At 51.9% G+C, this 21,189-nt stretch carries 20 protein-coding genes and 1 tRNA gene; 3 read left to right on the top strand and 18 right to left on the bottom strand.

The window, feature by feature from the left end; all coding sequences use genetic code 11:
- Window positions 1–17 precede the first annotated feature (17 nt).
- The 7 genes from secG to PDUR_RS00890 form a co-directional block, all read right to left on the bottom strand.
- Window positions 18–251: a preprotein translocase subunit SecG gene (gene secG, locus PDUR_RS00920; protein ID WP_042204677.1), complete on the bottom strand. Its 234-nt coding sequence runs from the start codon at window positions 249–251 to the stop codon at window positions 18–20.
- Window positions 252–470: 219 nt separating this feature from the next.
- The gene (gene eno, locus PDUR_RS00915; protein ID WP_042204676.1) at window positions 471–1,757 is read right to left on the bottom strand and encodes a phosphopyruvate hydratase; all 1,287 of its coding nucleotides are present in this window, start codon (window positions 1,755–1,757) and stop codon (window positions 471–473) included.
- 77 nt (window positions 1,758–1,834) lie between these two features.
- Window positions 1,835–3,379 (bottom strand): 2,3-bisphosphoglycerate-independent phosphoglycerate mutase, encoded by a 1,545-nt coding sequence (gpmI, locus tag PDUR_RS00910; protein ID WP_042204675.1) that lies wholly within the window; start codon window positions 3,377–3,379, stop codon window positions 1,835–1,837.
- Window positions 3,379–4,134, bottom strand: a complete 756-nt coding sequence (gene tpiA, locus PDUR_RS00905) for a triose-phosphate isomerase (RefSeq protein ID WP_042204674.1) — start codon at window positions 4,132–4,134, stop codon at window positions 3,379–3,381. Before tpiA ends, gpmI begins: the two co-directional genes overlap by 1 nt.
- Window positions 4,135–4,160: 26 nt before the next feature.
- Window positions 4,161–5,342 carry a phosphoglycerate kinase gene (locus PDUR_RS00900; RefSeq protein WP_042204673.1) on the bottom strand — a complete coding sequence of 394 codons (1,182 nt, stop codon included), beginning with the start codon at window positions 5,340–5,342 and terminating at the stop codon, window positions 4,161–4,163.
- Between the two features lie 237 nt (window positions 5,343–5,579).
- Complete coding sequence (gene gap, locus PDUR_RS00895; protein WP_042204672.1) at window positions 5,580–6,590, bottom strand: type I glyceraldehyde-3-phosphate dehydrogenase; 1,011 nt, start codon at window positions 6,588–6,590, stop codon at window positions 5,580–5,582.
- Between the two features lie 91 nt (window positions 6,591–6,681).
- Complete coding sequence (locus tag PDUR_RS00890) at window positions 6,682–7,758, bottom strand: sugar-binding transcriptional regulator (RefSeq protein WP_042204671.1); 1,077 nt, start codon at window positions 7,756–7,758, stop codon at window positions 6,682–6,684.
- 261 nt (window positions 7,759–8,019) lie between these two features.
- Between PDUR_RS00890 and PDUR_RS00885 the strand changes: the two genes are divergently transcribed.
- Window positions 8,020–8,094 (top strand) — tRNA-Arg (locus PDUR_RS00885).
- A gap of 215 nt (window positions 8,095–8,309) precedes the next feature.
- The gene (gene clpP, locus PDUR_RS00880) at window positions 8,310–8,906 is read left to right on the top strand and encodes an ATP-dependent Clp endopeptidase proteolytic subunit ClpP (protein WP_042204670.1); all 597 of its coding nucleotides are present in this window, start codon (window positions 8,310–8,312) and stop codon (window positions 8,904–8,906) included.
- Window positions 8,907–8,979: 73 nt separating this feature from the next.
- Here clpP and PDUR_RS00875 read toward each other — a convergent pair whose 3' ends face one another.
- From PDUR_RS00875 to PDUR_RS00830, 10 genes are all read right to left on the bottom strand, one after another.
- Window positions 8,980–9,624 (bottom strand): GDSL-type esterase/lipase family protein, encoded by a 645-nt coding sequence (locus PDUR_RS00875; protein WP_042204669.1) that lies wholly within the window; start codon window positions 9,622–9,624, stop codon window positions 8,980–8,982.
- Window positions 9,625–9,719: 95 nt separating this feature from the next.
- Window positions 9,720–10,805: a DUF3298 and DUF4163 domain-containing protein gene (locus PDUR_RS00870; protein WP_042204668.1), complete on the bottom strand. Its 1,086-nt coding sequence runs from the start codon at window positions 10,803–10,805 to the stop codon at window positions 9,720–9,722.
- A gap of 156 nt (window positions 10,806–10,961) precedes the next feature.
- The gene (locus tag PDUR_RS00865; protein ID WP_042204666.1) at window positions 10,962–11,717 is read right to left on the bottom strand and encodes an SIMPL domain-containing protein; all 756 of its coding nucleotides are present in this window, start codon (window positions 11,715–11,717) and stop codon (window positions 10,962–10,964) included.
- Window positions 11,718–11,866: 149 nt separating this feature from the next.
- Window positions 11,867–12,136, bottom strand: coding sequence for an HPr family phosphocarrier protein (locus tag PDUR_RS00860; protein ID WP_025332700.1), 270 nt, complete (start codon window positions 12,134–12,136; stop codon window positions 11,867–11,869).
- Between the two features lie 96 nt (window positions 12,137–12,232).
- Complete coding sequence (whiA, locus tag PDUR_RS00855; protein WP_042204665.1) at window positions 12,233–13,162, bottom strand: DNA-binding protein WhiA; 930 nt, start codon at window positions 13,160–13,162, stop codon at window positions 12,233–12,235.
- 5 nt (window positions 13,163–13,167) lie between these two features.
- On the bottom strand, window positions 13,168–14,109 hold the full coding sequence (locus PDUR_RS00850; RefSeq protein WP_156130651.1) for a gluconeogenesis factor YvcK family protein: 942 nt from the start codon (window positions 14,107–14,109) through the stop codon (window positions 13,168–13,170).
- A gap of 57 nt (window positions 14,110–14,166) precedes the next feature.
- Window positions 14,167–15,063: an RNase adapter RapZ gene (gene rapZ / locus PDUR_RS00845; RefSeq protein ID WP_042204663.1), complete on the bottom strand. Its 897-nt coding sequence runs from the start codon at window positions 15,061–15,063 to the stop codon at window positions 14,167–14,169.
- 53 nt (window positions 15,064–15,116) lie between these two features.
- Window positions 15,117–16,067 carry an ROK family glucokinase gene (locus PDUR_RS00840; RefSeq protein ID WP_042204662.1) on the bottom strand — a complete coding sequence of 317 codons (951 nt, stop codon included), beginning with the start codon at window positions 16,065–16,067 and terminating at the stop codon, window positions 15,117–15,119.
- A gap of 321 nt (window positions 16,068–16,388) precedes the next feature.
- Window positions 16,389–17,669 carry a DUF438 domain-containing protein gene (locus tag PDUR_RS00835; RefSeq protein ID WP_042204661.1) on the bottom strand — a complete coding sequence of 427 codons (1,281 nt, stop codon included), beginning with the start codon at window positions 17,667–17,669 and terminating at the stop codon, window positions 16,389–16,391.
- A 233-nt stretch (window positions 17,670–17,902) separates the two neighbouring features.
- Window positions 17,903–18,085 carry a hypothetical protein gene (locus PDUR_RS00830; RefSeq protein ID WP_042204660.1) on the bottom strand — a complete coding sequence of 61 codons (183 nt, stop codon included), beginning with the start codon at window positions 18,083–18,085 and terminating at the stop codon, window positions 17,903–17,905.
- A gap of 135 nt (window positions 18,086–18,220) precedes the next feature.
- On the opposite strand from PDUR_RS00830, the gene PDUR_RS00825 reads away from it, so the two are divergent.
- A complete protein-coding gene (locus PDUR_RS00825) occupies window positions 18,221–20,092 on the top strand; it encodes an ABC transporter substrate-binding protein (protein ID WP_052409885.1) in 1,872 nt (623 codons plus the stop codon).
- Between the two features lie 97 nt (window positions 20,093–20,189).
- On the opposite strand, the gene trxB is transcribed toward PDUR_RS00825, so the two are convergent.
- Window positions 20,190–21,143 (bottom strand): thioredoxin-disulfide reductase, encoded by a 954-nt coding sequence (gene trxB / locus PDUR_RS00820; RefSeq protein WP_042204658.1) that lies wholly within the window; start codon window positions 21,141–21,143, stop codon window positions 20,190–20,192.
- Window positions 21,144–21,189 lie beyond the last annotated feature (46 nt).

Raw genomic sequence — 21,189 nt, 5'->3', positions numbered from 1 at the left:
GGTTCGATTCGTCTATTTTAGTCAATCACAACTGCAACAATAATGGACAGAATAAAGAATCCCGCCGCGAGTCCTACCGTTACACGCTGGAGCACCAGCTCCATACCGCGCGCTTTCGTCTTACCGAACAGATGCTCAGCTCCGCCGGAGATGGCGCCCGCAAGGCCTGCGCTTTTGCCTTTTTGCAGCAGTACCACCGTAATCAGACCGATAGAAAAAATCAAAAGCAGCACCTTCAGAAAAATTTCCATTCATTCCACCTCCTACGCAAAGCATCACTATCTATAGAAAGTTAATACTCACGATTCATAAACAGCATTTTTATTGTATCATACAGAACCCTGCAATACAACTTAATTCAGCTGCAATACCCAGGCATACCCTATAGAAAAAGACTGCTCCCTCGATCATTTAATGACCGGGAAGCAGTCTCTATTCCCTAGCTGTTCATAAGATTCAAGCGAATCTCATTATCTTTTCAGGTTATAGAAGGATTTCAGGCCGTTGTATTGAGCCAGTTCGCCCAGTTCGTCTTCGATGCGAAGCAGTTGGTTGTACTTGGCGATACGGTCTGTACGGGAAGGTGCGCCCGTTTTGATTTGGCCGGCGTTGGTAGCTACGGCGATATCGGCGATCGTGCTGTCTTCGGACTCACCGGAACGGTGGGATACAACAGCAGTGTAGCCTGCGCGTTTTGCCATTTCGATCGCGTCGAAAGTTTCAGTCAGCGTACCGATTTGGTTAACTTTGATCAGGATGGAGTTGCCGATGCCTTCTTCGATACCTTTGCCCAGACGCTCGGTGTTGGTTACAAACAGGTCGTCGCCAACCAGTTGGATTTTGTTGCCCAGTTTCTCGGTGAGCAGCTTCCAACCTTCCCAGTCGTCTTCGGAGCAGCCGTCTTCGATTGTGATGATCGGGTATTTGTCAACCCAGGAAGAGAGCAGGTCTACGAATTCCGCAGGAGTGAAGGATTTTCCTTCGCCTTCCAGGTGGTATTTTCCATCTTTGAAGAACTCGGTAGAAGCAACGTCCATGCCCAGGAATACGTCAACGCCCGGTTTGTAGCCAGCTTTTTCAATGGCTTCCATGATGGAGGACAGTGCATCTTCGTTGGAAGTGAAGTTAGGAGCGAATCCGCCTTCGTCGCCAACCGCAGTGTTCAGGCCTTTGCCTTTCAGTACGGATTTCAGGTTGTGGAAGATTTCGGCGCCGGTACGCAGAGCTTCTTTGAAGCTTGGTGCGCCTACAGGCAGGACCATGAACTCTTGCACGTCAACGTTGTTGTCGGCATGAGCGCCGCCGTTTACGATGTTCATCATCGGAACCGGAAGCTGCTTAGCGTTGAATCCGCCAAGGTAAGTGTACAGAGGCACGTCCAGATCGTCAGCTGCAGCGCGGGCTACAGCCATGGAAACAGCCAGAATAGCGTTGGCGCCCAGTTTGCCCTTGTTATGCGTTCCGTCCAGAGCGATCATGGCTTTGTCGATGCCCAGTTGGTCCAGAGCGTCCATGCCGATCACTTCAGGAGCGATGATTTCGTTAACGTTCTTCACTGCGTTCAGAACGCCTTTGCCCAGGTAACGGGATTTGTCATCGTCGCGAAGCTCAACGGCTTCGTGAGCGCCGGTGGAAGCGCCGGAAGGAACGATAGCGCGGCCTTTAGCGCCGGATTCCAGGTAAACGTCAACCTCTACAGTAGGATTACCGCGGGAGTCAAGTACCTCGCGTGCATATACGTCGGAAATAATAGTCATTTGAGTTCATTCTCCTTTTTTAACAAAAATTTGGTCTTGCTTAACACTTTGATCTTGCACCATATAGTCTTGCCCAATTACTTGCGGCTTGCGATCATGGATTGTCCGGTCATTTCCGCAGGCTGCGGAATTCCCATCAGATCGAGAATCGTCGGCGCCACATCCGCGAGAATGCCTCCATCACGAAGGACAACGTTCTCAGCGGTTACAATGAACGGAACCGGATTGGTTGTATGGGCTGTAAACGGTTTGCCTTCTTCATCGAATACCATGTCCGCGTTGCCGTGGTCGGCAAGGATGATAGCTACCCCGCCTTTGGCCAGAACGGCGTCTACCACTTTGCCAACACATTCGTCTGTCACTTCAACCGCCTTGATCGTCGGTTCCAGTAAGCCGGAATGTCCAACCATATCGGGATTGGCGAAGTTCAGAATAATCGCATCGTGTTTGTCCGCTTCGATCTCGGCCACACAAGCCGCAGTCACCTCGTAAGCGCTCATCTCAGGCTGCAGGTCATAAGTCGCGACTTTCGGGGAGTTGATGAGAATACGGGTCTCTCCCGGCAGTTCCACGTCGCGTCCGCCGCTGAAGAAGAAGGTTACGTGCGGATATTTCTCGGTCTCCGCAATGCGCAGCTGCCTCTTGTTATTCTGTACGAGCACCTCGCCCAGCGTGTTATCCAGATTCTTCGGTTTGTAGGCGACATAGCCCTGAACCGTTTCACTGAATGTGGTCAGGCAGACGAAATACAGATCTTTCGGGAACAGCGGTCCGCGATCAAAGCCGCGGAAATCGGCGTTCGTGAACACCTGGGACAGCTGAATGGCACGGTCCGGGCGGAAGTTCAGGAACACGACGGAATCGCCGCTTTCAACGGTCGTTACCGGCTTGTCTTCACTGTCCACGATAACGCAAGGCTCAATGAATTCATCATACACGGAATTCTGGTACGAAGCTGTGATCGCCTGCAACGCGTCCGAAAACTTCGGTCCTTCGCCATAAACCATGGCGCGGTACGTCTTCTCCACGCGGTCCCAGCGTTTGTCGCGGTCCATCGCGAAGTAACGTCCGGACACCGTAGCAATCTTGCCTATGCCAATTTCCTCGATCTTGGCAAGAAGAACTTCGATGAATTTCTGACCGCTGCTTGGCGGTACGTCTCGGCCGTCCATGAAGGCGTGAATGAATACATCGTTCAGCCCTTCCTTTTTGGCCAGCTCCAGCATGGCGTACAGATGATTGATATGGCTGTGTACCCCTCCGTCGGATACCAGCGCGTACAGGTGAAGCTTCTTGCCGGTAGATTTGGCGTGTCTCACCGCTCCCACCAGCGTTTCATTCTCGAAGAAATCTCCTTCGCGAATGGATTTATCAATGCGGGTCAAGTCCTGATATACAACCCGGCCCGAACCAATGTTAAGATGTCCCACTTCGGAGTTGCCCATTTGGCCATCCGGAAGTCCTACGGCTTCTCCGGCAGCTCTAAGCGTCGTGTGCGGGTACTGCTTCAGGTAGCGGTCGATGTTAGGCTTCTTCGCCTGAGCAACGGCGTTGCCTTCCACGGTATCGCGCAGTCCGAAACCGTCCAGGATAATCAGTGCTACTGGTTTTGGTGCTGACATTACTTCGCCCCCTCAACAAGTTGAACGAAGGAACCAGGCTGCAGGCTTGCACCGCCGACGAGAGCACCGTCGATGTCGCTTTGGCCCATATATTCGGTAACGTTCTCCGGCTTAACGCTTCCGCCATATTGAATGCGGATGACCTCAGCAGTCGCTTCGTCATACAAGTCCTTGATCAGGCTGCGGATGTAAGCGATAACCTCATTGGCATCCGCCGAAGTGGAGGATTTGCCGGTACCGATCGCCCAGATTGGCTCATAGGCAATAACGGTTTGAGCTGCCTGCTCCGCACTGAGACCTTGGAACGCGCCTTCGGTTTGCACTTTGCAAACTTCTTTCGTTTGGTCGGCTTCACGCTCTTCGAGCTTCTCGCCTACGCATACGATTGGAGTGATGCCGTGGCGGAATGCCGCGTGCATTTTTTTGTTCACGATTTCATCCGTTTCGCCGAAATAAGCGCGGCGCTCGGAGTGTCCGAGAATGACATAATCTACACCGAGATCCTTCAGCATAACACCGCTGATTTCACCCGTATAAGCGCCGTTGTCCTCGAAGTGCAGGTTCTGTGCGCCGATTTTGATGCTTGTGCCTTGAGCGGCCTTTGTCAGAGCCGGCAGATTAGTGAATGGAGCGCAGATTACCGTTTCCACGCCATCCACTTCGGCCTTGCCTTTAACTTCGGCGAAAAAGCCTTCTGCTTCCGGAACAGTCTTGAACATCTTCCAGTTGCCAGCAATAATTGGTGTTCTACTCATTGCAAAGCTTGCCTCCCTCTATTGTCTTACTTGTCGTTCAGCGCTACTACGCCAGGAAGAGCTTTACCTTCCATGAATTCAAGCGATGCTCCGCCGCCGGTGGAGATATGGTCCATTTGGTCAGCGAGCTTGAATTTTTCGGCTGCAGCAGCGGAGTCGCCGCCACCGATAACGGTATATCCTTCAGTCTTCGCGCAGGCTTCAGCCACCGCTTTCGTACCTTCAGCGAAAATGTCGATTTCAAATACGCCCATCGGTCCATTCCATACAACAAGCTTGGAATTCTTGATAACGTCCGCATAGAGTGCAGCCGTTTTTGGACCGATATCCAGACCGAGCCAGTCCGCAGGGATTTCGCTAATGTCAACAGTCTTGGTGTTGGCGTCGGCGCCGAACTTATCGGCTACCACAGCGTCAACCGGCAGCAGGAAGTTCTTGCCGAGTTTTTTCGCTTTTTCGATAAAGCCAAGAGCAGTATCGATTTTTTCTTCGTCGAGCAGAGATTTTCCGACTTCGTAGCCTTGAGCTTTGGAGAACGTGTAAGACAAGCCTCCGCCGATCAGCACGTTGTCTGCCAGAGTCAGCAGGTTGTCGATAACGTCGATTTTGTCTTTAACCTTCGAACCGCCGATAATCGCGGTGAACGGACGCTCCGGATTGGAGAGGGCTTTGCCCAGTACGTTCAATTCCTTCTCCATCAGAAGTCCGGATACAGCCGGCAGATAATGAGCGATGCCTTCAGTCGAAGCATGCGCACGGTGCGCCGCACCGAATGCGTCGTTAACGAACAGATCGGCCAGCTCGGCGAACTGCTTCGCAAGCTCCGGATCGTTCTTCTCTTCGCCCGGATAGAAACGGACATTCTCAAGAACCAGAACGTCGCCGTCTTTCAGTTCGGCAATTTTTGCTTTGACAGCGTCGCCAACCGCTTCGTCTGCTTTGGCAACCGGTTTGCCGAGCAGTTGGGACAGGCGTTCTGCGGCTGGGGTCAGTCGCATGGAATCGACAAACTGGCCTTTCGGACGGCCCATATGGCTCGCCAGAATAATTTTGGCTCCATTTTCGATCAAATATTTAACCGTAGGAAGCGTTTCGCGAATACGCGTATCGTCGGTAATTTTGCCGTCTTCGAGCGGCACATTAAAATCCACGCGGACAAATACGCGTTTGCCTGTTACTTCTACATCACGGACACTCTTTTTGCTCATGACTATTTCCCTCCATACCCGAAATTGTTCCACTTTTGGAATTCTGGGCAAACACACAGAGTTTGCATTAAGAAGAAACGGCTGCGTCATTCTAGTAGGAACGGCATCCGTTTTTCCGAAAAGGCTTATATCATAGGAATTGTTAATAGCTGCGATCGTCTAATATTTCGGAAAAGAGCGGAAACAATAAACTGCTGTTTCCGCTCTATGGATGATGCTATATAAAATCCCGAATTATTATTTAGCCAGTTTTGCGAAGTGTTCGAGCGTACGAACGAGTTGAGCAGTGTAGGACATTTCATTGTCGTACCAAGCAACAGTCTTAACGAGCTGCTTGTCGCCAACAGTAAGTACTTTGGTCAGTGTAGCGTCGAACAGGGATCCGAAAGTCAGACCCTTGATATCGGAGGATACGATTTCGTCTTCAGTGTATCCGTAAGTATCCGGATCGGAAGCTTCTTTCATTGCCGCGTTGATTTCGTCAGCCGTTACAGTCTTGTTCAGAACAGTAACCAGCTCGGTCAGGGAACCAGTAGGAACCGGTACGCGTTGAGCAGCACCGTCGAGTTTGCCTTTCAGCTCAGGAATAACCAGACCGATCGCTTTAGCAGCGCCAGTCGTGTTAGGAACGATGTTCTCAGCAGCGGCGCGGGCGCGTCTGAAGTCGCCTTTAGCATGCGGAGCGTCCAGCGTGTTTTGGTCGCCAGTGTAAGCGTGGATTGTAGTCATCAGGCCTTCAACAATACCGAACTTGTCGTTCAGGACTTTAGCCATTGGAGCCAGGCAGTTCGTTGTGCAGGAAGCGCCGGAAATAACAGTTTCGGAGCCGTCGAGAATGTCATGGTTAACGTTGTAAACGACAGTCTTCATGTCGCCTGTAGCCGGAGCGGAGATAACGACTTTTTTCGCTCCGCCTTTCAGGTGAAGCTCAGCTTTTTCTTTGGAAGTGAAGAAGCCTGTGCACTCCAGAACGATATCTACGCCCAGGTCTCCCCAAGGCAGTTCTTCAGGGTTGCGGTTAGCCAGAACTTTAACTTCCTTGCCGTTCACTTTGAAGAATCCGTCGTGAACTTCAACGTCGCCTTGGAATTTGCCTTGCGATGTATCATATTTCAACAAGTGCGCCAGCATCTTGGCATCGGTAAGGTCATTGATCGCTACAACTTCGATTCCTTCCACGTCTTGAATACGGCGGAATGCGAGGCGGCCAATACGTCCAAATCCGTTAATACCTACTTTTACAGTCATTGAATAGTTCCTCCTAAAATTCGTTTTTATTTATTCAAGACAAACCATGGGGTTTGTCAAGACAACACTGTAAGTATGAAGCATAATCATGCTAGTGCCCGTCATAATGAGAAGATTGCTTGGCTGAGGCGTTCTGTTCGTCTATTTGCTTGACGATCTCAACCGCAGCGGCTTCATCTATGACAAGTATGTCCTCCTGGCCGAACCGCAGCACAGCGTGAATGGCCTTCGCCTTCCGCTTGCCTCCGGCTATGCCGATTACAATTTCCGTCCGCACGATATCCTCGAGGCGCAGCCCCATCGTAAGCATGGAATGCACCACTTCGCCCTGCTCGTTAAAGTAGTGGCCGAAGGATTCGGCAACAGCGCCCGCGTCCTTGATCTTGGACACAGTCCCCTCGTCGAGCATCCGGCGGCGGGTCATTTCCATGGCATCTCCGATACCATGCACGATAATTCGAGAACGGCGGATAATCTGTACGATCTCCGAAATGTTCGGTTCATGGGCCAAAGATTGATAGGCTTCCTCGCTGAGCAAATCCGGCACATGCAGCAGCCTATAGTGAGCTCCAATCCGCTTTGCCATCGTCGAAGCAATCGTATTAGCCTGAAACTCAACGCTTTCTCCAAGGCCCCCGCGAGCAGGCACAATCAAGGCATCGCGGTAGGACGCAGATAGAGGAGCGGTCATCTGCTCCGCTAATTCATACAGCGTCGAGCCGCCGGTGACGGCAACCGTATCATCTGCACTAAGTACGCTGAGAAGCGCTTTCGCTCCAGCCCTCCCAAGCTCTCTCTTGGCAAATGTCGAGGCTTCGCAATCGCCCGGAACCACGATGACTTTCTTTAAACCGTAGCTCGAACGGATTTCCTCTTCCAGGTCATCCAAGCCAAACAGGCTCTTGGCCACAGGCTCCAGCAAGTCAAGCAGTTTCCGTCCGGCATCGCTGATGCGCATGCCAACACTCTCGATCTCGATGAGCCCCTGCGATTTCAGTAGGTCCGTTTCCGCGCGCAGCACCCGTTCGGTCATATCAAGTGAAGCGGCGAGCGTTCTGCGGCCGATAATATCGGATAACAGGATCTGGTGAAGAATCGTATATCGTCGTTTGAGGGTTTCCATGAGATCAGGCAGAAGCTGCTTTTGGATTTCTAATAAGTCACGCATGCTTTCACTCCTGCAACTTCGTCTTTCTCTTCTAACCCCTTCTCTATGGTCTTAAAACGTCCCGGGATAACTTTTTAAGTCCCACTAAGTATTTTACCCAAATATTCCTCTAAACGCAAGGGCTCCGAAAGTAGAATTCGCCCTCTCTTTTCTTCTTATACATGATCCTGTACATTTCGGAGGCCAAGAGCAGGTCCCTATAACCTATATCATGAATAAGAGTTGCATTAGCCGAAATTTTATATTATAATAATTTCTGTTGCGCCCGTGGTCCAATGGATATGACGTAGGCCTCCGAAGCCTGAGATCCAAGTTCGATTCTTGGCGGGCGCGCCACATTATTTGTTTAACCAAACCTCGATTATTTAACACAGAGCGCCATGGATTGGCGCTTTTTTTTTATGATGAGTTTGACTTTCTTTGACTTTTCGTTTGACTTTCTTTGACTTTTTGTTTGAATTTGTTTATCATGTGGGTAATACGGTAACAGTTAAGTAAAAATGCTATAACGAAATCCATTTTTGAAGTTCTAATTTAAGGAGGTTTTCCACGTGAGTTATATTCCTATGGTCGTAGAACAAAGCAGCCGAGGCGAGCGGGCTTATGACATTTATTCCCGCTTGTTGAAGGACCGCATCATTTTCCTTGGAACTGAGGTTAATGACGTGGTAGCCAATTCCATCATCGCACAAATGCTCTTCCTGGCCGCCGAGGACCCGGAAAAAGATATTTCTTTGTACATTAACAGCCCGGGCGGGTCCATCACCGCCGGCATGGCGATTTTTGATACGATGCAGTTCATCAAACCGGATGTCTCCACGATTTGCGTCGGACTTGCCGCTTCCATGGGCGCCTTCCTGCTTAACGCCGGAGCGAAGGGCAAGCGCTATGCGCTGCCGAACAGTGAAATTATGATTCATCAACCGCTGGGCGGTGCCCAAGGGCAAGCTACGGATATTGAAATTCGTGCCCGCCGCATCCTGAAAATGCGCGACAAACTGAACCGTATTTTGGCAGACCGCACCGGTCAACCGCTTGAGCGCATCGAGAAGGACACGGACCGCGACTACTTCATGAGTGCCGCGGATGCCGCTGAATACGGACTCGTTGATAAAGTTATCGAAAAACCGCAGTCTGTCAGCGTATAACCTGCCTGGTAAACCTTCACAAACACACAAACACCCCTTGCCCATGATCGTGAGCAAGGGGTGTTTTTCGTCCTTAAGTCCGGATCAGATTGCCATATCCAAGCTTGTGCAGCCGCTCGGCTATAGTACGGTAGCCTTTTCCGTTCGGATGAAGATCATCGATAGAGAGCAGTTCCCGCTCATGTCCGGCAAACGCTCCGTAAATATCGGCAAAGCCGCATACCCGGTTATTATACTGAGCCATTTGACGGTTGAACTGCCGTACCCATACCGAAGCCTCTGCCATCTGAGGATACGGATTGTATAATCCGACGATCCGGATAATGTAAGGCTTGCCCGACCCGGCCTTCGCCTTATAAATCTGCCCCATGATGCCGGCAAAATGCTGCCTGGATTCCCTCAGGGCAGTCTGGAAAATGGAAGATGGCGGATTAGAGTGTCCAGCCGCCGCTTTGGCGGCATGGATCAAATCGTTGCCGCCGATTGAAATCGTAATAATATCCGCCTCGCGAAGCGACTGGCGAAAGAGCGCGTTATACCGGACACGCTGCTCCAGTTCGGCTGTAGTCATGCCGTTGATCCCCAGATTCGTATAGGCGACAAAATTACAGAGCGAAACCTCCGACATTCGCCTATACACGGGAACAAAGCCGCTTCCGGGCATCGCTCCGAAGCCGGTCGTCAGTGAATCGCCGATCGCCGTATAGTTGTAAACCATGGCATCCCCCCCTCTCGCGCTATATAGCTCGGTCACCATTCAGCATATGAACGGCATGTGGCGCGCGCAACGGGGAAATATCCGGTATCAGAAAACTATTTCATGCCGGCGAACGGGCTGCTTCCATTCGGGAGCAGTTCTTTAAAGGCGAAGGTGAACTCCGGGAAGCCTGCGGCATATGGCGTATATTCATATAACTGGAAGAAGAGCACTACCCGGCCATCTTTAAGATAGAAATATTTCTCGGTATTCAGGCCGTTAAAGCCGCCAAAATAACCTTCATCCGCCTTGAGCTGCTTGCCGATCTTCTCATTTAGCAGCTTTTTGTAGTTCGGATTGGCTCCGAACAAATCGCCGAGCAGCAGGCGCTTACCGTCCTTAATCGAGAAAGTAAACGCCTGGCGTACCGTCATTCCGTGGGCGCCTCCGGTATAGCCGTATTGGCTCATGACCAGGCTAAGTACGCCATCCTGGTTATAGGTCACCACGTAATTCGAGTCGAATTCGTACGGACGGTCCTGTTCGCTTTTTTCGGCAATCGCCCGTCCGGCGTCGGCTGCAAAGCTCATAGCGGCCTTTTTTAGCGTATCATTGATGCTCTGCTGCGCAGACGCGCTCACAAGTCCCGAAATTTGCGGGTAATCCAGCTTGATGGCTGCTCCGTCCGTCTCCTTGGCGTATGTCTCCGTCATTACCGTCAGCGGGTTCAGCGTCCTGTTCATTACGTTCAGTCTGCCGGATGAGGCGTTAAAGTCTCCACGGTAGCCCAAATAGTCGCTGAGCAGACCGAATGGAACGTAGAGATGATTATTAAAATTGCGGCCTTCATACTCGTTGATGTAATAGCCGTTAACTGCAAGAGAAATTCCGTATTCAGAGACCATCAGCTTCGTTTGACGCAGTCCCTGCCCAATCGTATAGGTGTTTTCCGCCTTGCTGTAAACGATCGGCTTACCCAGTACACTCTTCAGAAATGTTATAGGAATCCATACTCTTCCCTCTCGGTAAATGCCTTGCTGCGGGGTAACGGTTCCGTTCAATTTCAAAGTAACTAGGGAATAATCAGCCTGTGCCTTAACCGATGCCGCCAAACCCGTTCCTCCAGGAAGAAGCGTCCCTCCCAGCAGCAGTCCCAACGCGATCATTCCGGCTCCCCATTTATGTGCAAGTTTATTCTTCATTGCATGTTACTTCCTTTCTGCTCTAAAATGATCGGCTTACATTGTTCACGATTTCCATTATATAGTTGACAATAGTTGAAGAAAAAAGAGGCCTTCTCCGCCCGCAAGCTTGCGGGTAAAAGCCTCTCTGCATTCATCTTTGAGTACGCGTCCCTGCTAGTTTAATTGATACATAACACTAAGCTGCGTCGTAATCTTTACCTCTCCTGGCTGAACCGCGGTACCGCCTGCGTTGTCGGCTACGCTGGCCATCGCTTTGACGTTCTCTTCATAACGTACTGGGCTTATGCCCCCGTCGTTCTGGCTGACCGTCAGCACCTGTCCCAGTGTTCTCTTGGCAGCTTTGGCAATCGCGGCTGCTTTCACGTCGGCGTTGGCCATCGCTTTTTCAATGACTTGCGCTTCAAAGGCCGAGGTATCCTCTACCGCAAAACGGGCATTGCCGATATTATTGGCGCCTGCTTCAGAAGCTGCGTCCAGCAGCGCTCCTACCTTGGCCAGATCGCGGTAGCCGACCCGCAGAACATGATGCGCGTTATAGCCTTTTACCTGCTGGCCCTCCTTCTCGCTATACGTGTAATTCGGCTGGACGTAGAACTCAGCGGTTTGGATGTCCTTCTCACTAATGCTCCACGTATTCTTGAGCAGGGCCGTCAATTTTTGAATTTTCGCTCCATTGGTCTTCTGGGCTTCCTGGGCGGTTGACGCCGATGTATCGACTCCGATCGACAGATAGACGATATCCGGCTTCATCGACAATTCTCCCTTTCCTACGACACTGACTGTATTTTTCTGCACCTCTTCAGCATAGGCCTTCTGGGGCTTATCCAATGAACCGCTCAGCGTCATCCCTCCTGCCATTAAGCTTCCCGCAACGAACACCGCCATGGCCGGCTTGACCCATCCCTTCATTTGCTCCATCCTCCTCTATAGGTTTTGCATGATATCAATATACCTACTAGACGGGCCGGCATGGCAAATGTTGCATCGGTACCCAAAATAAAAAAGCCCTTAAGGGCTTTTTTGGCCATACCATAAATAGGGCTGTGCTGCGGATATTGTTATTGATTCTCCAGCTCTTCCTTGCTGACAAGACTCGTCAAAGCGGTTACGGCCTGATCGGCGTCCGCGCCTTCTGCGCTGATATAAATCTCCGTGCCGGAGCTGATTGCAAGGCTCATAATCCCCATGATGCTTTTGGCGTTAACCTTTTTATCGTCTTTTTCAACGAAAATCTCTGATGAGAATTTGTTCGCTTCCTGTACGAACAGTGCTGCCGGCCGAGCATGGAGCCCCGTCTTTAACCGGACGACTACCGGGTGCTTTGTCATGAAACGCTTACCCCCTAATTAAGATGTGCCAAAAAATTTCACAGTAAATTTTATCATATTATATCATTATAACCTAAACGACACTAGAAAAAAATATCATTCGCCGCGCAGCTTCTCCGCCAGCTCGTCGATTTTGCGGAGCCGATGGTTAACGCCGGATTTACTAACGTTTCCCTTTAGCATCTCGCCGACTTCCTTCAGATTGATATCGGGATGAGCAAGCCGGACTTCCGCTACTTCCCGCAGCTTGTCTGGCAGGTTGTCGAGGCCGATTTCCTTCTCCAGAAACTTGATGTTCTCAATCTGACGTACCGCCGCGCTGATTGTTTTGTTAAGATTGGCGGTCTCGCAGTTGACGATCCGATTGACGGAGTTCCGCATATCCCGCATAATCCGAACATCTTCAAATTTGAACAGCGCCTGATGGGCGCCGATCAGACTCAGGAACTCGATAATCTTCTCGCCTTCCTTGATGTAAAGGATGAACCCCTTCTTGCGCTCGATGCAGCGGGCGTTAAGATGAAACTCCCCGGCCAGCTCAACCAGTGCTTTGCAGTGCTCCTCATACATCGAGGCGATCTCCAGATGGTAGGACGAACCTTCCGGATTGTTCACCGACCCTCCCGCCATGAAGGCGCCGCGCAGGTACGCGCGTTTGCAGCAGTTCTTATGGACAATGCTCTCGTCAATTCCGTCTGTAAACATAAAGCCTTCCGAGACGATTTTGAGATCTTTCAGAATCTCTTCAACGCCAGCGGGGATTCGGACGATATATACGTTATTTTTCTTCAAACGCATTTTTTTACGCACGAGAAGCTCCGTATGAGCGTGGTAATATTTCTTAAGCAAGGAATAAATCCGCCTTGCAATCGCGGCATTCTCCGTTGAGATGTCGAGAACAATCCTTTTGTTAGAAAGCTGCACCGATCCGTTCATCCGAATCAGCGCCGACATTTCCGCCTTCTCGCAGCAGGGCCCGCTCTCGACCATCGTCAGTTCCTTTTTGGTTAGCGCCGCAAAAGACAAGGTTCTCACCTCTTTCGTGTTATCCGATCCTGAACCAACTGATAAATATGATGGCTCAGCTTATCCGTATCATGCCGCAAATAGGTGCGGAATAACACCAGCTTGTCGGCAATCAGCTTATAGCGCTGATCTTCTATGGCTTTCGTGTCCAGTTCGACTGGGCGCGCCCCTTGTTCGGCGTATTTGCGCTGCACTTCGGGCGGAATTTCACCATTATTAACGATGACATAATCGAACAAATGCATCCCGATATGATCGTACACCGCCTGCAAATGATCGCTTACCGTATAGTCGTCGGTTTCCCCAGGCTGGGTCATCACGTTGCAGATAAACATCTTGACCGCACAGGAGGCGACAACCGCCTGCGCCAGCTTCGGCACAAGCAGATTAGGCAGAATGCTGGTATACAGGCTGCCTGGACCGAGCAGTATCGCATCAGCAGACCTGATCGCCTCCAGCGCCTCAGGCAGCGGCTCAACTTCGGGCGGCTCCAGAAAGACCCGCTTAATCTTGCCGCCTGCTTCCGGAATTTTAGATTCTCCGGTCACAATGCGGCCATCCGTCATTTCCGCATTTAGCACGACCGCTTCCCCGGCCGCCGGAAGCACCCTACCCCTTACGGCGAATACCCGACTCAGCTCGCGGACGGCTGTGACGAAATCGCCCGATATATCGGTAAGCGCGGCCAAAATCAGATTGCCCAGACTGTGTCCGGCAAGACCCTCCCCGCTGCTGAAGCGATACCTCATAATGTCCGCCATCAACGGTTCGACATCGGCCATCGCCGTCAGCACGTTGCGGATATCACCCGGCGGCGGCATCTGCAGCTCGCTGCGGAGTATGCCTGAGCTTCCCCCATCATCGGCCACTGTTACGATAGCCGTAATATCAAGCGGCATCTCTTTCAAGCCGCGAAGCATAACGGACAGTCCGGTTCCGCCGCCCATAACGACGATCCGCGGACGCTGTCCCGATTGTACAGCCACGATTATACCCCTTCTCTCCTAATGCCGGTCGCGTTCGGCATCCCGGTGGCTGACCGATACCGTTTCCGTCTCGCTGACCCCCAACATTTTGCCCAAATACTCCGAAATGGCCACCGAGCGATGCTTGCCGCCTGTGCAGCCGATGCCGATAATGATCTGAGCCTTGCCTTCCTTACGGTATTGGGGAATCAGAAATTGAAGCATATCCAGCAGCTTCTTCAGAAATGCCTGCGTCTCGGGCCACTTCATTACATATTCGTAAACATCGCTATCCTGTCCCGTATGAGGCCGGAGATGATCCACATAATGCGGATTAGGCAAAAAGCGCACATCAAACACGAGGTCCGCATCAATCGGAATGCCATATTTGAAGCCAAATGAGGTGATGTTGACGGAGAGCGTGCTTTTTCCAAGATGAGAGTAGCGGGAGACAATCTTCTCCTTAAGCTGGGCCGGCTTCATATTGCTCGTATCAATAACCTGCGTAGCCGAATTCTTGAGCTCCTCCAGCATTTTGCGTTCGAGCCGGATACCATCAAGCGGCAGGCCCTTCGGAGCGAGCGGATGCCGCCGCCGGCTTTCTTTGTAACGCTGCACCAGTACGGAATCGGTAGCATCAAGAAACAGAATCTCGCAGCCGATCGTAAAGTGATCCTTGATAAAGCTGAGCGATTCCGACAAAGCGGTAAAAAACTCGCGGCCCCGCAGGTCAATAACAAGCGCTACCTTCGCAATTTTCCCCTTGGACTGCTCAATCAGCTCCGCGAACTTGGGAATAAGAACGGGCGGAAGATTGTCAACACAGAAAAATCCGAGGTCTTCGAGACTTTGCACGGCAATGGTCTTGCCTGCTCCCGACATTCCGGTAATTATGATCAGGGTGGCCGCCGACGGAATATTCTCCTCTTCGGTCATCAAGCTTCCCCCTCCCTAGTATTAGTGTATGAATGATTTCCGTTTTCCGTTTCTTAAGAACGCAGCAAAAGGCCGGCTGCGCCGACAATACCTGCATCGTTGCCGAGCAGTGCGGGAATGATCTTTACATCCTTCTGCAGCGGTTCAGGAGTAACCTGAGCGTATACACGGCGGATTTCTTCGAACAGAATTTCACCGGCTTTGGATACGCCGCCGCCGATAATGAATACCTCAGGGTTCAGTACAGCCGCAACTGCCGCCATAGATTTACCGAGGTAAAATGCCGCCCGGTTCACGATCCGCAGCGCTACTTCATCGCCGGCCTTGGCCGCATCGAATACTTCCTTCGCGGCGATCTTCTCCACCGTAGCAAGCGTTGTCCGGTCGCCCCGCGCTACCGCGTCATTTGCCATGCGAATGATGCCCGTTGCCGAGGAAACGGTTTCCAAACAGCCCATCTTCCCGCACCCGCACTGAATCGCTTCCAGATCGGGAACCACGCAAATATGGCCGAGCTCACCGGCAAGACCGGAGAAACCTTGATAAACTTTGCCGTTAATAATAATGCCGCCGCCGACGCCCGTTCCCAGCGTGTAGCAGACACAGTTGTCCACACCGCGCCCGGCCCCGCTCCAAGCTTCTCCAAGCGCCGCCACATTGGCGTCGTTATCTATTTTGACCGGCTTGTTCAATCGACTCTCCAGAATGGCGCGGATTGGCACGTCTCTGAATCCAATGTTAGGCGCAAGAATAATGATGCCTTCACGAATGTTCGTGAAACCGGCGACTCCCGCTCCAACACCGGCTAGCTGGTCCCATTCATATGGCGAATCAGCTACAATTTGACGCACGTATTTCTCGATGTTGTCAATGACAGTATCCGCACCGGTCTCAGTTCCAGTAGGCCCTTCATAGGTATGCAGCAAATGGCCTTCACTATTACAGATGCCCACCTTAATGGCGGTTCCGCCCAAATCCACGCCTACGTAGATATTTTCCGACATGTAACAAGCCACCTTTTCCTATGCTAAAATAGTAAATCCCACGATACCCACTATAATAGAAGCCTTCCCTGCGGTCAAGGCAAGACGGTACACCCGGGTAAGATGCGCCGCCGAAAGTTCTTGGAGTTGTGCTCAAAAGGAAAAAAAGCCTTCAGGATAGTACTCGTCCTCCTCCATTTCCACATCGGGATAACGTGTGAATACAGACTTAAATTCATTATTATTCATCAAAGGGTTATGAAATCAGCCCATAAAAAAACACCCGCCGGGGCGGATGATTCGGGCTGTCCCTAATTTTAGGGAGAGTATGCCAGCTCTTGATTATTCCATTTTTATATATGATCCCGACAGCATCCGCTTCTGGCCTTCCAGCGCCCGAAGAGGCGCGATATTCTGCGTGAATTCCAGCGCTCCCATGTAACGGCCGCTGCCGTCGCGCACGGCAAAGTAACGAATATGAATGAACTGGTCCCGGATATGAATCCAGAACTCCTCGCTCTCCTTGCGTCCGGCTTTGAAGTCCTCCAGAAGCTTTTCGATGGCAGATTCCCCTTGCGGCGGATTGCTGTCCTGTACCGGACATCCCAGAATCGCCCCGGACCTGGTAAAGAGGCTCTCTTTTCCCTGTGAGAAATAACGAATTACATCATTCTCGTCAATAAACGTCAAATCCACCGGCAAATGGTTCAAAATCAGTTCCAGCTGATCCACTGCAAGACTTCCCGTTCCGAAACGGACATAGCCGCGGGGAGAGGTCACCGCCGAATGGGAACTTTGACCCGCTGCCGCCGCCTCATCAATCTTGTGTTCCGGAACCCAGTCCTCCTCCGGCACCGACAGACAGTAGCCGATTTCCGCACTTTCCTTAGCTATTGTAAACCACTCTTCCTCAGTCAGCTTCTCAAGCGCGGCCGGCAGCAGCACATGCTCTTCCTTATAGATCATTTGGTTGACCTCCAGGATGATGCGGGAAAGTGCCTCGCCGACCTCTGTCTTGTTGCCCCGGTAAGGCATAAGCAAAGCTCTGGCGCTCTTAATCATGCTGCGGATGCTGTCGTCTGCGCCCCACATGACGCTGGACGGGCCGTATGCGCCGTGCTTTTTCAAATAAGGAAACAGCAGATCCTCCTTGCGTCTGTAATGCTTGTCGAGATCAAACAGCAGAGCAAGATCATCCTGAAGCTTCCGGGCGTTTTCAGGACTGTCGTTCTTTTGAAATTTACTCGCGTGAAGCTTCAGCTTGAAATTGACGAGACGCTCGACATCCCGGTTCTCCCGCTTGAATGTATGCACAGGATGCCCCGGCTGATCCTCCGGCTTCGAGAAACGGTGAATTTCCTGGATCGTACCCTGAAATACAGCCTCATGCACGGCGCACAGACGCCGAATCTCCGCCGCAGGAACTCCCTCCTCGTTAATTAGCGCATTCTCCATGGCCGCAATCTCGGATACGTTAATTCCGGCTACCGCCTGCTCGAACCGGTCCTTCACCTCATCCACCGACTTGCCCGCATGCAGTTCCTTGATAACCTCTTTCAGCATTTCCCGGCGGCGGCTTTCATGCAATACCCCAGATACCTGCCGGATTATCCGTCTGTTCATGTTTCTCTCCCCTTTTTAAAAAAGTGCTAATAGGTTATCCGATGCTATATATCTGCTCACCAGAGCGGGACTTGTCGAATGATCTGCCTTATCTAATTGAGAATTGTTCTCATCGTATCACAAGGGGAAAAGAATATTTTATGACGTGGGTCACAGGGTTGCGATTTTTCTACATTTTAAATAAAGGGATATTTCCGGCAGCAAAAGCGGTGAACCGACCTTTTCCGGCCGCATCACAACGTTCTGCGAATTCTTTTTAAAGCCAAGGACCATAGGTTCCCTCTCTCTCGCTTCAATTGCCTGCTCTTAACGTTCTCGGCAGCCTGTATTCTCCACTGTCTGTCTGCCAGACAATCAAGCTCTTCCCGGTTCTTCTCCATCAACATTTCCGCTATTGCAGGATGAATCACAATCACAATGATCCTGCCCCTTTCTTTGCCGTATCTCACATCCGGATGTTATTTTTAGTATACCTTTTCCAAAAGGGGTAAAAAGGGTATAATCCGAATTATTCGCTTCACCTTTTTTGCTGAATGAAGGAGGTTGTCCCTTTGCTGGCCACTCTGCAATTTCTTGAGCTTCGATCGTCTTACGCCGACCGCGAACTGAATATTCCCTTTCCCGCCACGGTTCAAACGCTGACCGAGATATGGCATTGTACTCCGCGCAACGTTAAGATCGTCCTCCGCAAACTTTCCGATCTTGGATGGATTAGCTGGCAGCCCGGGCTTGGGCGGGGGAATTCCTCCATGCTCACTTTTCTCGCCGACGCGCAGGATATACTGCTTGAAGAAGCCATAGCTCAAACGAAAAAAGGCGATGTCAAAGGAGCGCTCGAACTGATCGACCGCTTCGGCGAGTCCGCGCAGGTCAAGAACGGATTCCTGGAGTGGCTCTCAGGGGGCATGGGCTTTACCCGGACTTTGGGTACCGACACCGTGCTGGATGCGCTCCGGTTCCCGGTGCAGCGCTCCATTGTAACGCTCGACCCCGCTGCGATTTATTTTGCTTTCGACTCGCATATTATTGGGCATATTTACGATACGCTGGTTGATTTCGATCCGATTAGCGAAACCTTTCGGCCTTCCATTGCCCATTTCTGGGAAAGCTCGCCCGACTGCAGCGAATGGATCATCCACCTGAGAAAAGGCGTAAGCTTCCATCACGGCAGGGAAGTGACGGCCCAGGATGTCATCTATACCTTCGACCGGCTGCGGCTGAATCCGGAGCGCTATGAGCAGAGCTGGATGTTTACGGGAATATCCGATATCCGCATGCTGGACCGCAAAACGGTCCACATTACGCTCACAGGACCCAATTATCTCTTTCTCCACCTTCTTTCCGTCAAAGCGTCCTCCATCCTTCCCGCAGACCTGTGCGGAGCCGATGAAGCCGCCTTTATGAGACAGCCGGTGGGAACCGGGTCGTTCAAGCTGGTCCGGCATGATGAAAGCATCTGCGTATTGGAGGCTTTTTCATCCCATTTTCGGGGCAGGCCGCACATCGACCGGGTAGAAATCATACACCTGTCCGAGCAGGATGCGGGGATGCTAAAGGAGCCGGACTGGTCCCGCGCCTCCTGCACGGAACAGAATGTTTACAATGGATATTTGCGAAAAAGCGCCGGCCCGGACGCCGAATGGCGTGAGGTGGAGACGATTTCTCCGGGCTGCAGCATGCTGGTCTTTAACCAGCGCAAGGAAGGACCCCAGAGCAGCCTCGCCTTCCGGCGGGCGCTTGATCTGATCATTGACCGTAAGCGGATGATTGCAGATCTTGGGGAGAACCGAATTTACCCAGCGCGAGGATTTCGCACTCACCGCAGCGGAGCGGCTGACGAGGTGGAAAGAATGGAACCGTCGCCGGATGCAGCGGATATTTACCGGCTGTTAGAGCAAAGCGGTTACCGGGGAGAGACGATACTGTTGTCAACCCGAAGCCGCCATGTCACCGACGCACAGTGGATTCAGCAGCGCTGCCGCGATCTCGGCATCCGCATGGAAATTAAGGTGCGCAAGGCGGAGGATATGGCGGGTCCGGGCTTTTCGCCAGAGGATGATTGCCAGCTATATGAGGTCGTTCTCGGCAATGACGAAATCCAGGATCTGGAATTATACTTGCAAAAAGGATTTTTTCCTTCAGCCTTGGCGGACGGCATGCGGGAGACTGTAGAAGCTTCGGCTCGTGCGGTGATGTCCGACTCCGACCCGCACAGCCGCTGGCACAGACTCTATGAGCTGGAAGAGCTGCTGCGTCAATCATGCAGCGTTCTCTTTCTGCTCCATAAGAAGAGTAACACCCGGTTCCATTCCTCCATCCAGGGAATCAATCTGAATTCATGCGGCTGGCTCGACTTCCGCACCGTCTGGTTCCAGCCGCATTCCCTCGGGGAATTAGGGAGTAAAGGCATTCGGCTTGGATAGAATGATTTCACGCAAAGAAGCCAAGCTTCCCGTTTCAGGTGAAGCTTGGCTTCTTTATAAGTTTCGGATTATCGCCGCTTGAAGGCTCCCGGCCTTATTATTTATCCAGTGTCTCGCTCCAGTCGTGCACCATCGAGCCTTCAAGATACTTCTCGGCGTCCATCGCCGCCATACAGCCCGAACCCGCTGCTGAAATGGCCTGACGATACCGGGTATCCTGAACGTCACCGCAGGCAAATACACCTGGGATGTTCGTCTCTGTTGTGCCCGGACGGACCACGATATAGCCGTTCGCGTCGGTTGTGATCTGGCCGCCGAGAAAAGCGGTATTCGGCGTATGGCCAATCGCCACGAAGACGCCGTCGGATTCAATGAGTTCTTCCTTACCACTCTCGTTATCGCGGACAAGCAGTCCTTTCACTCCGGTCTCGCCGGTCACAACTTCCAGCGGAGTGCGGTTCAGCGCCCATGAAACTTTGCTGTTTTCTTTTGCGCGGTCCTGCATAATCTTGGACGCCCGCAGCTCCTCGCGGCGGTGCACCAGCGTTACATTGCTTGCAAACCGCGTCAGGAAGCCCGCTTCCTCCATCGCGGAGTCGCCGCCTCCTACGACAATGATCTTCTTCCCGCGGAAGAAGAAGCCGTCGCAGGTAGCGCAGGTGCTGACTCCGCGCCCCACATTGTCCTGCTCTCCGGGGATGCCGAGATACCTGGCCGAAGCGCCCGTTGAGATAATGACCGTTTCCGCTTCCAGCACGCCAAGGCCGTCCACATTCACTTTAAAGGGCCGCTGCGAGAAATCGACGGACTCAACCCAGGCGCTCTTGAATTCAGCCCCGAAGCGTTCCGCTTGCTTGCGCATATTGTCCATAAGATCCGGTCCGAGAATGCCTTCCGGGAATCCGGGAAAGTTCTCCACTTCCGTCGTCGTTGTCAGCTGTCCGCCCGGCTGCAAGCCTTCAATCACCAGCGGATTCAAATTCGCGCGCGCCAAATAAATGGCGGCGGTTAGACCGGCTGGACCGGTTCCAATTACAATAGATTTATACATCTTAAGCCCTCCTCGCAAACGGATTATTATAAAGTTTGGCTGTATG

The organism is Paenibacillus durus (genome assembly GCF_000756615.1).
Taxonomy (GTDB): domain Bacteria; phylum Bacillota; class Bacilli; order Paenibacillales; family Paenibacillaceae; genus Paenibacillus_AQ; species Paenibacillus_AQ durus.
Note: the sequence above shows the minus strand (reverse complement) of the source record. Positions and strands in the feature narration are given on the sequence as shown.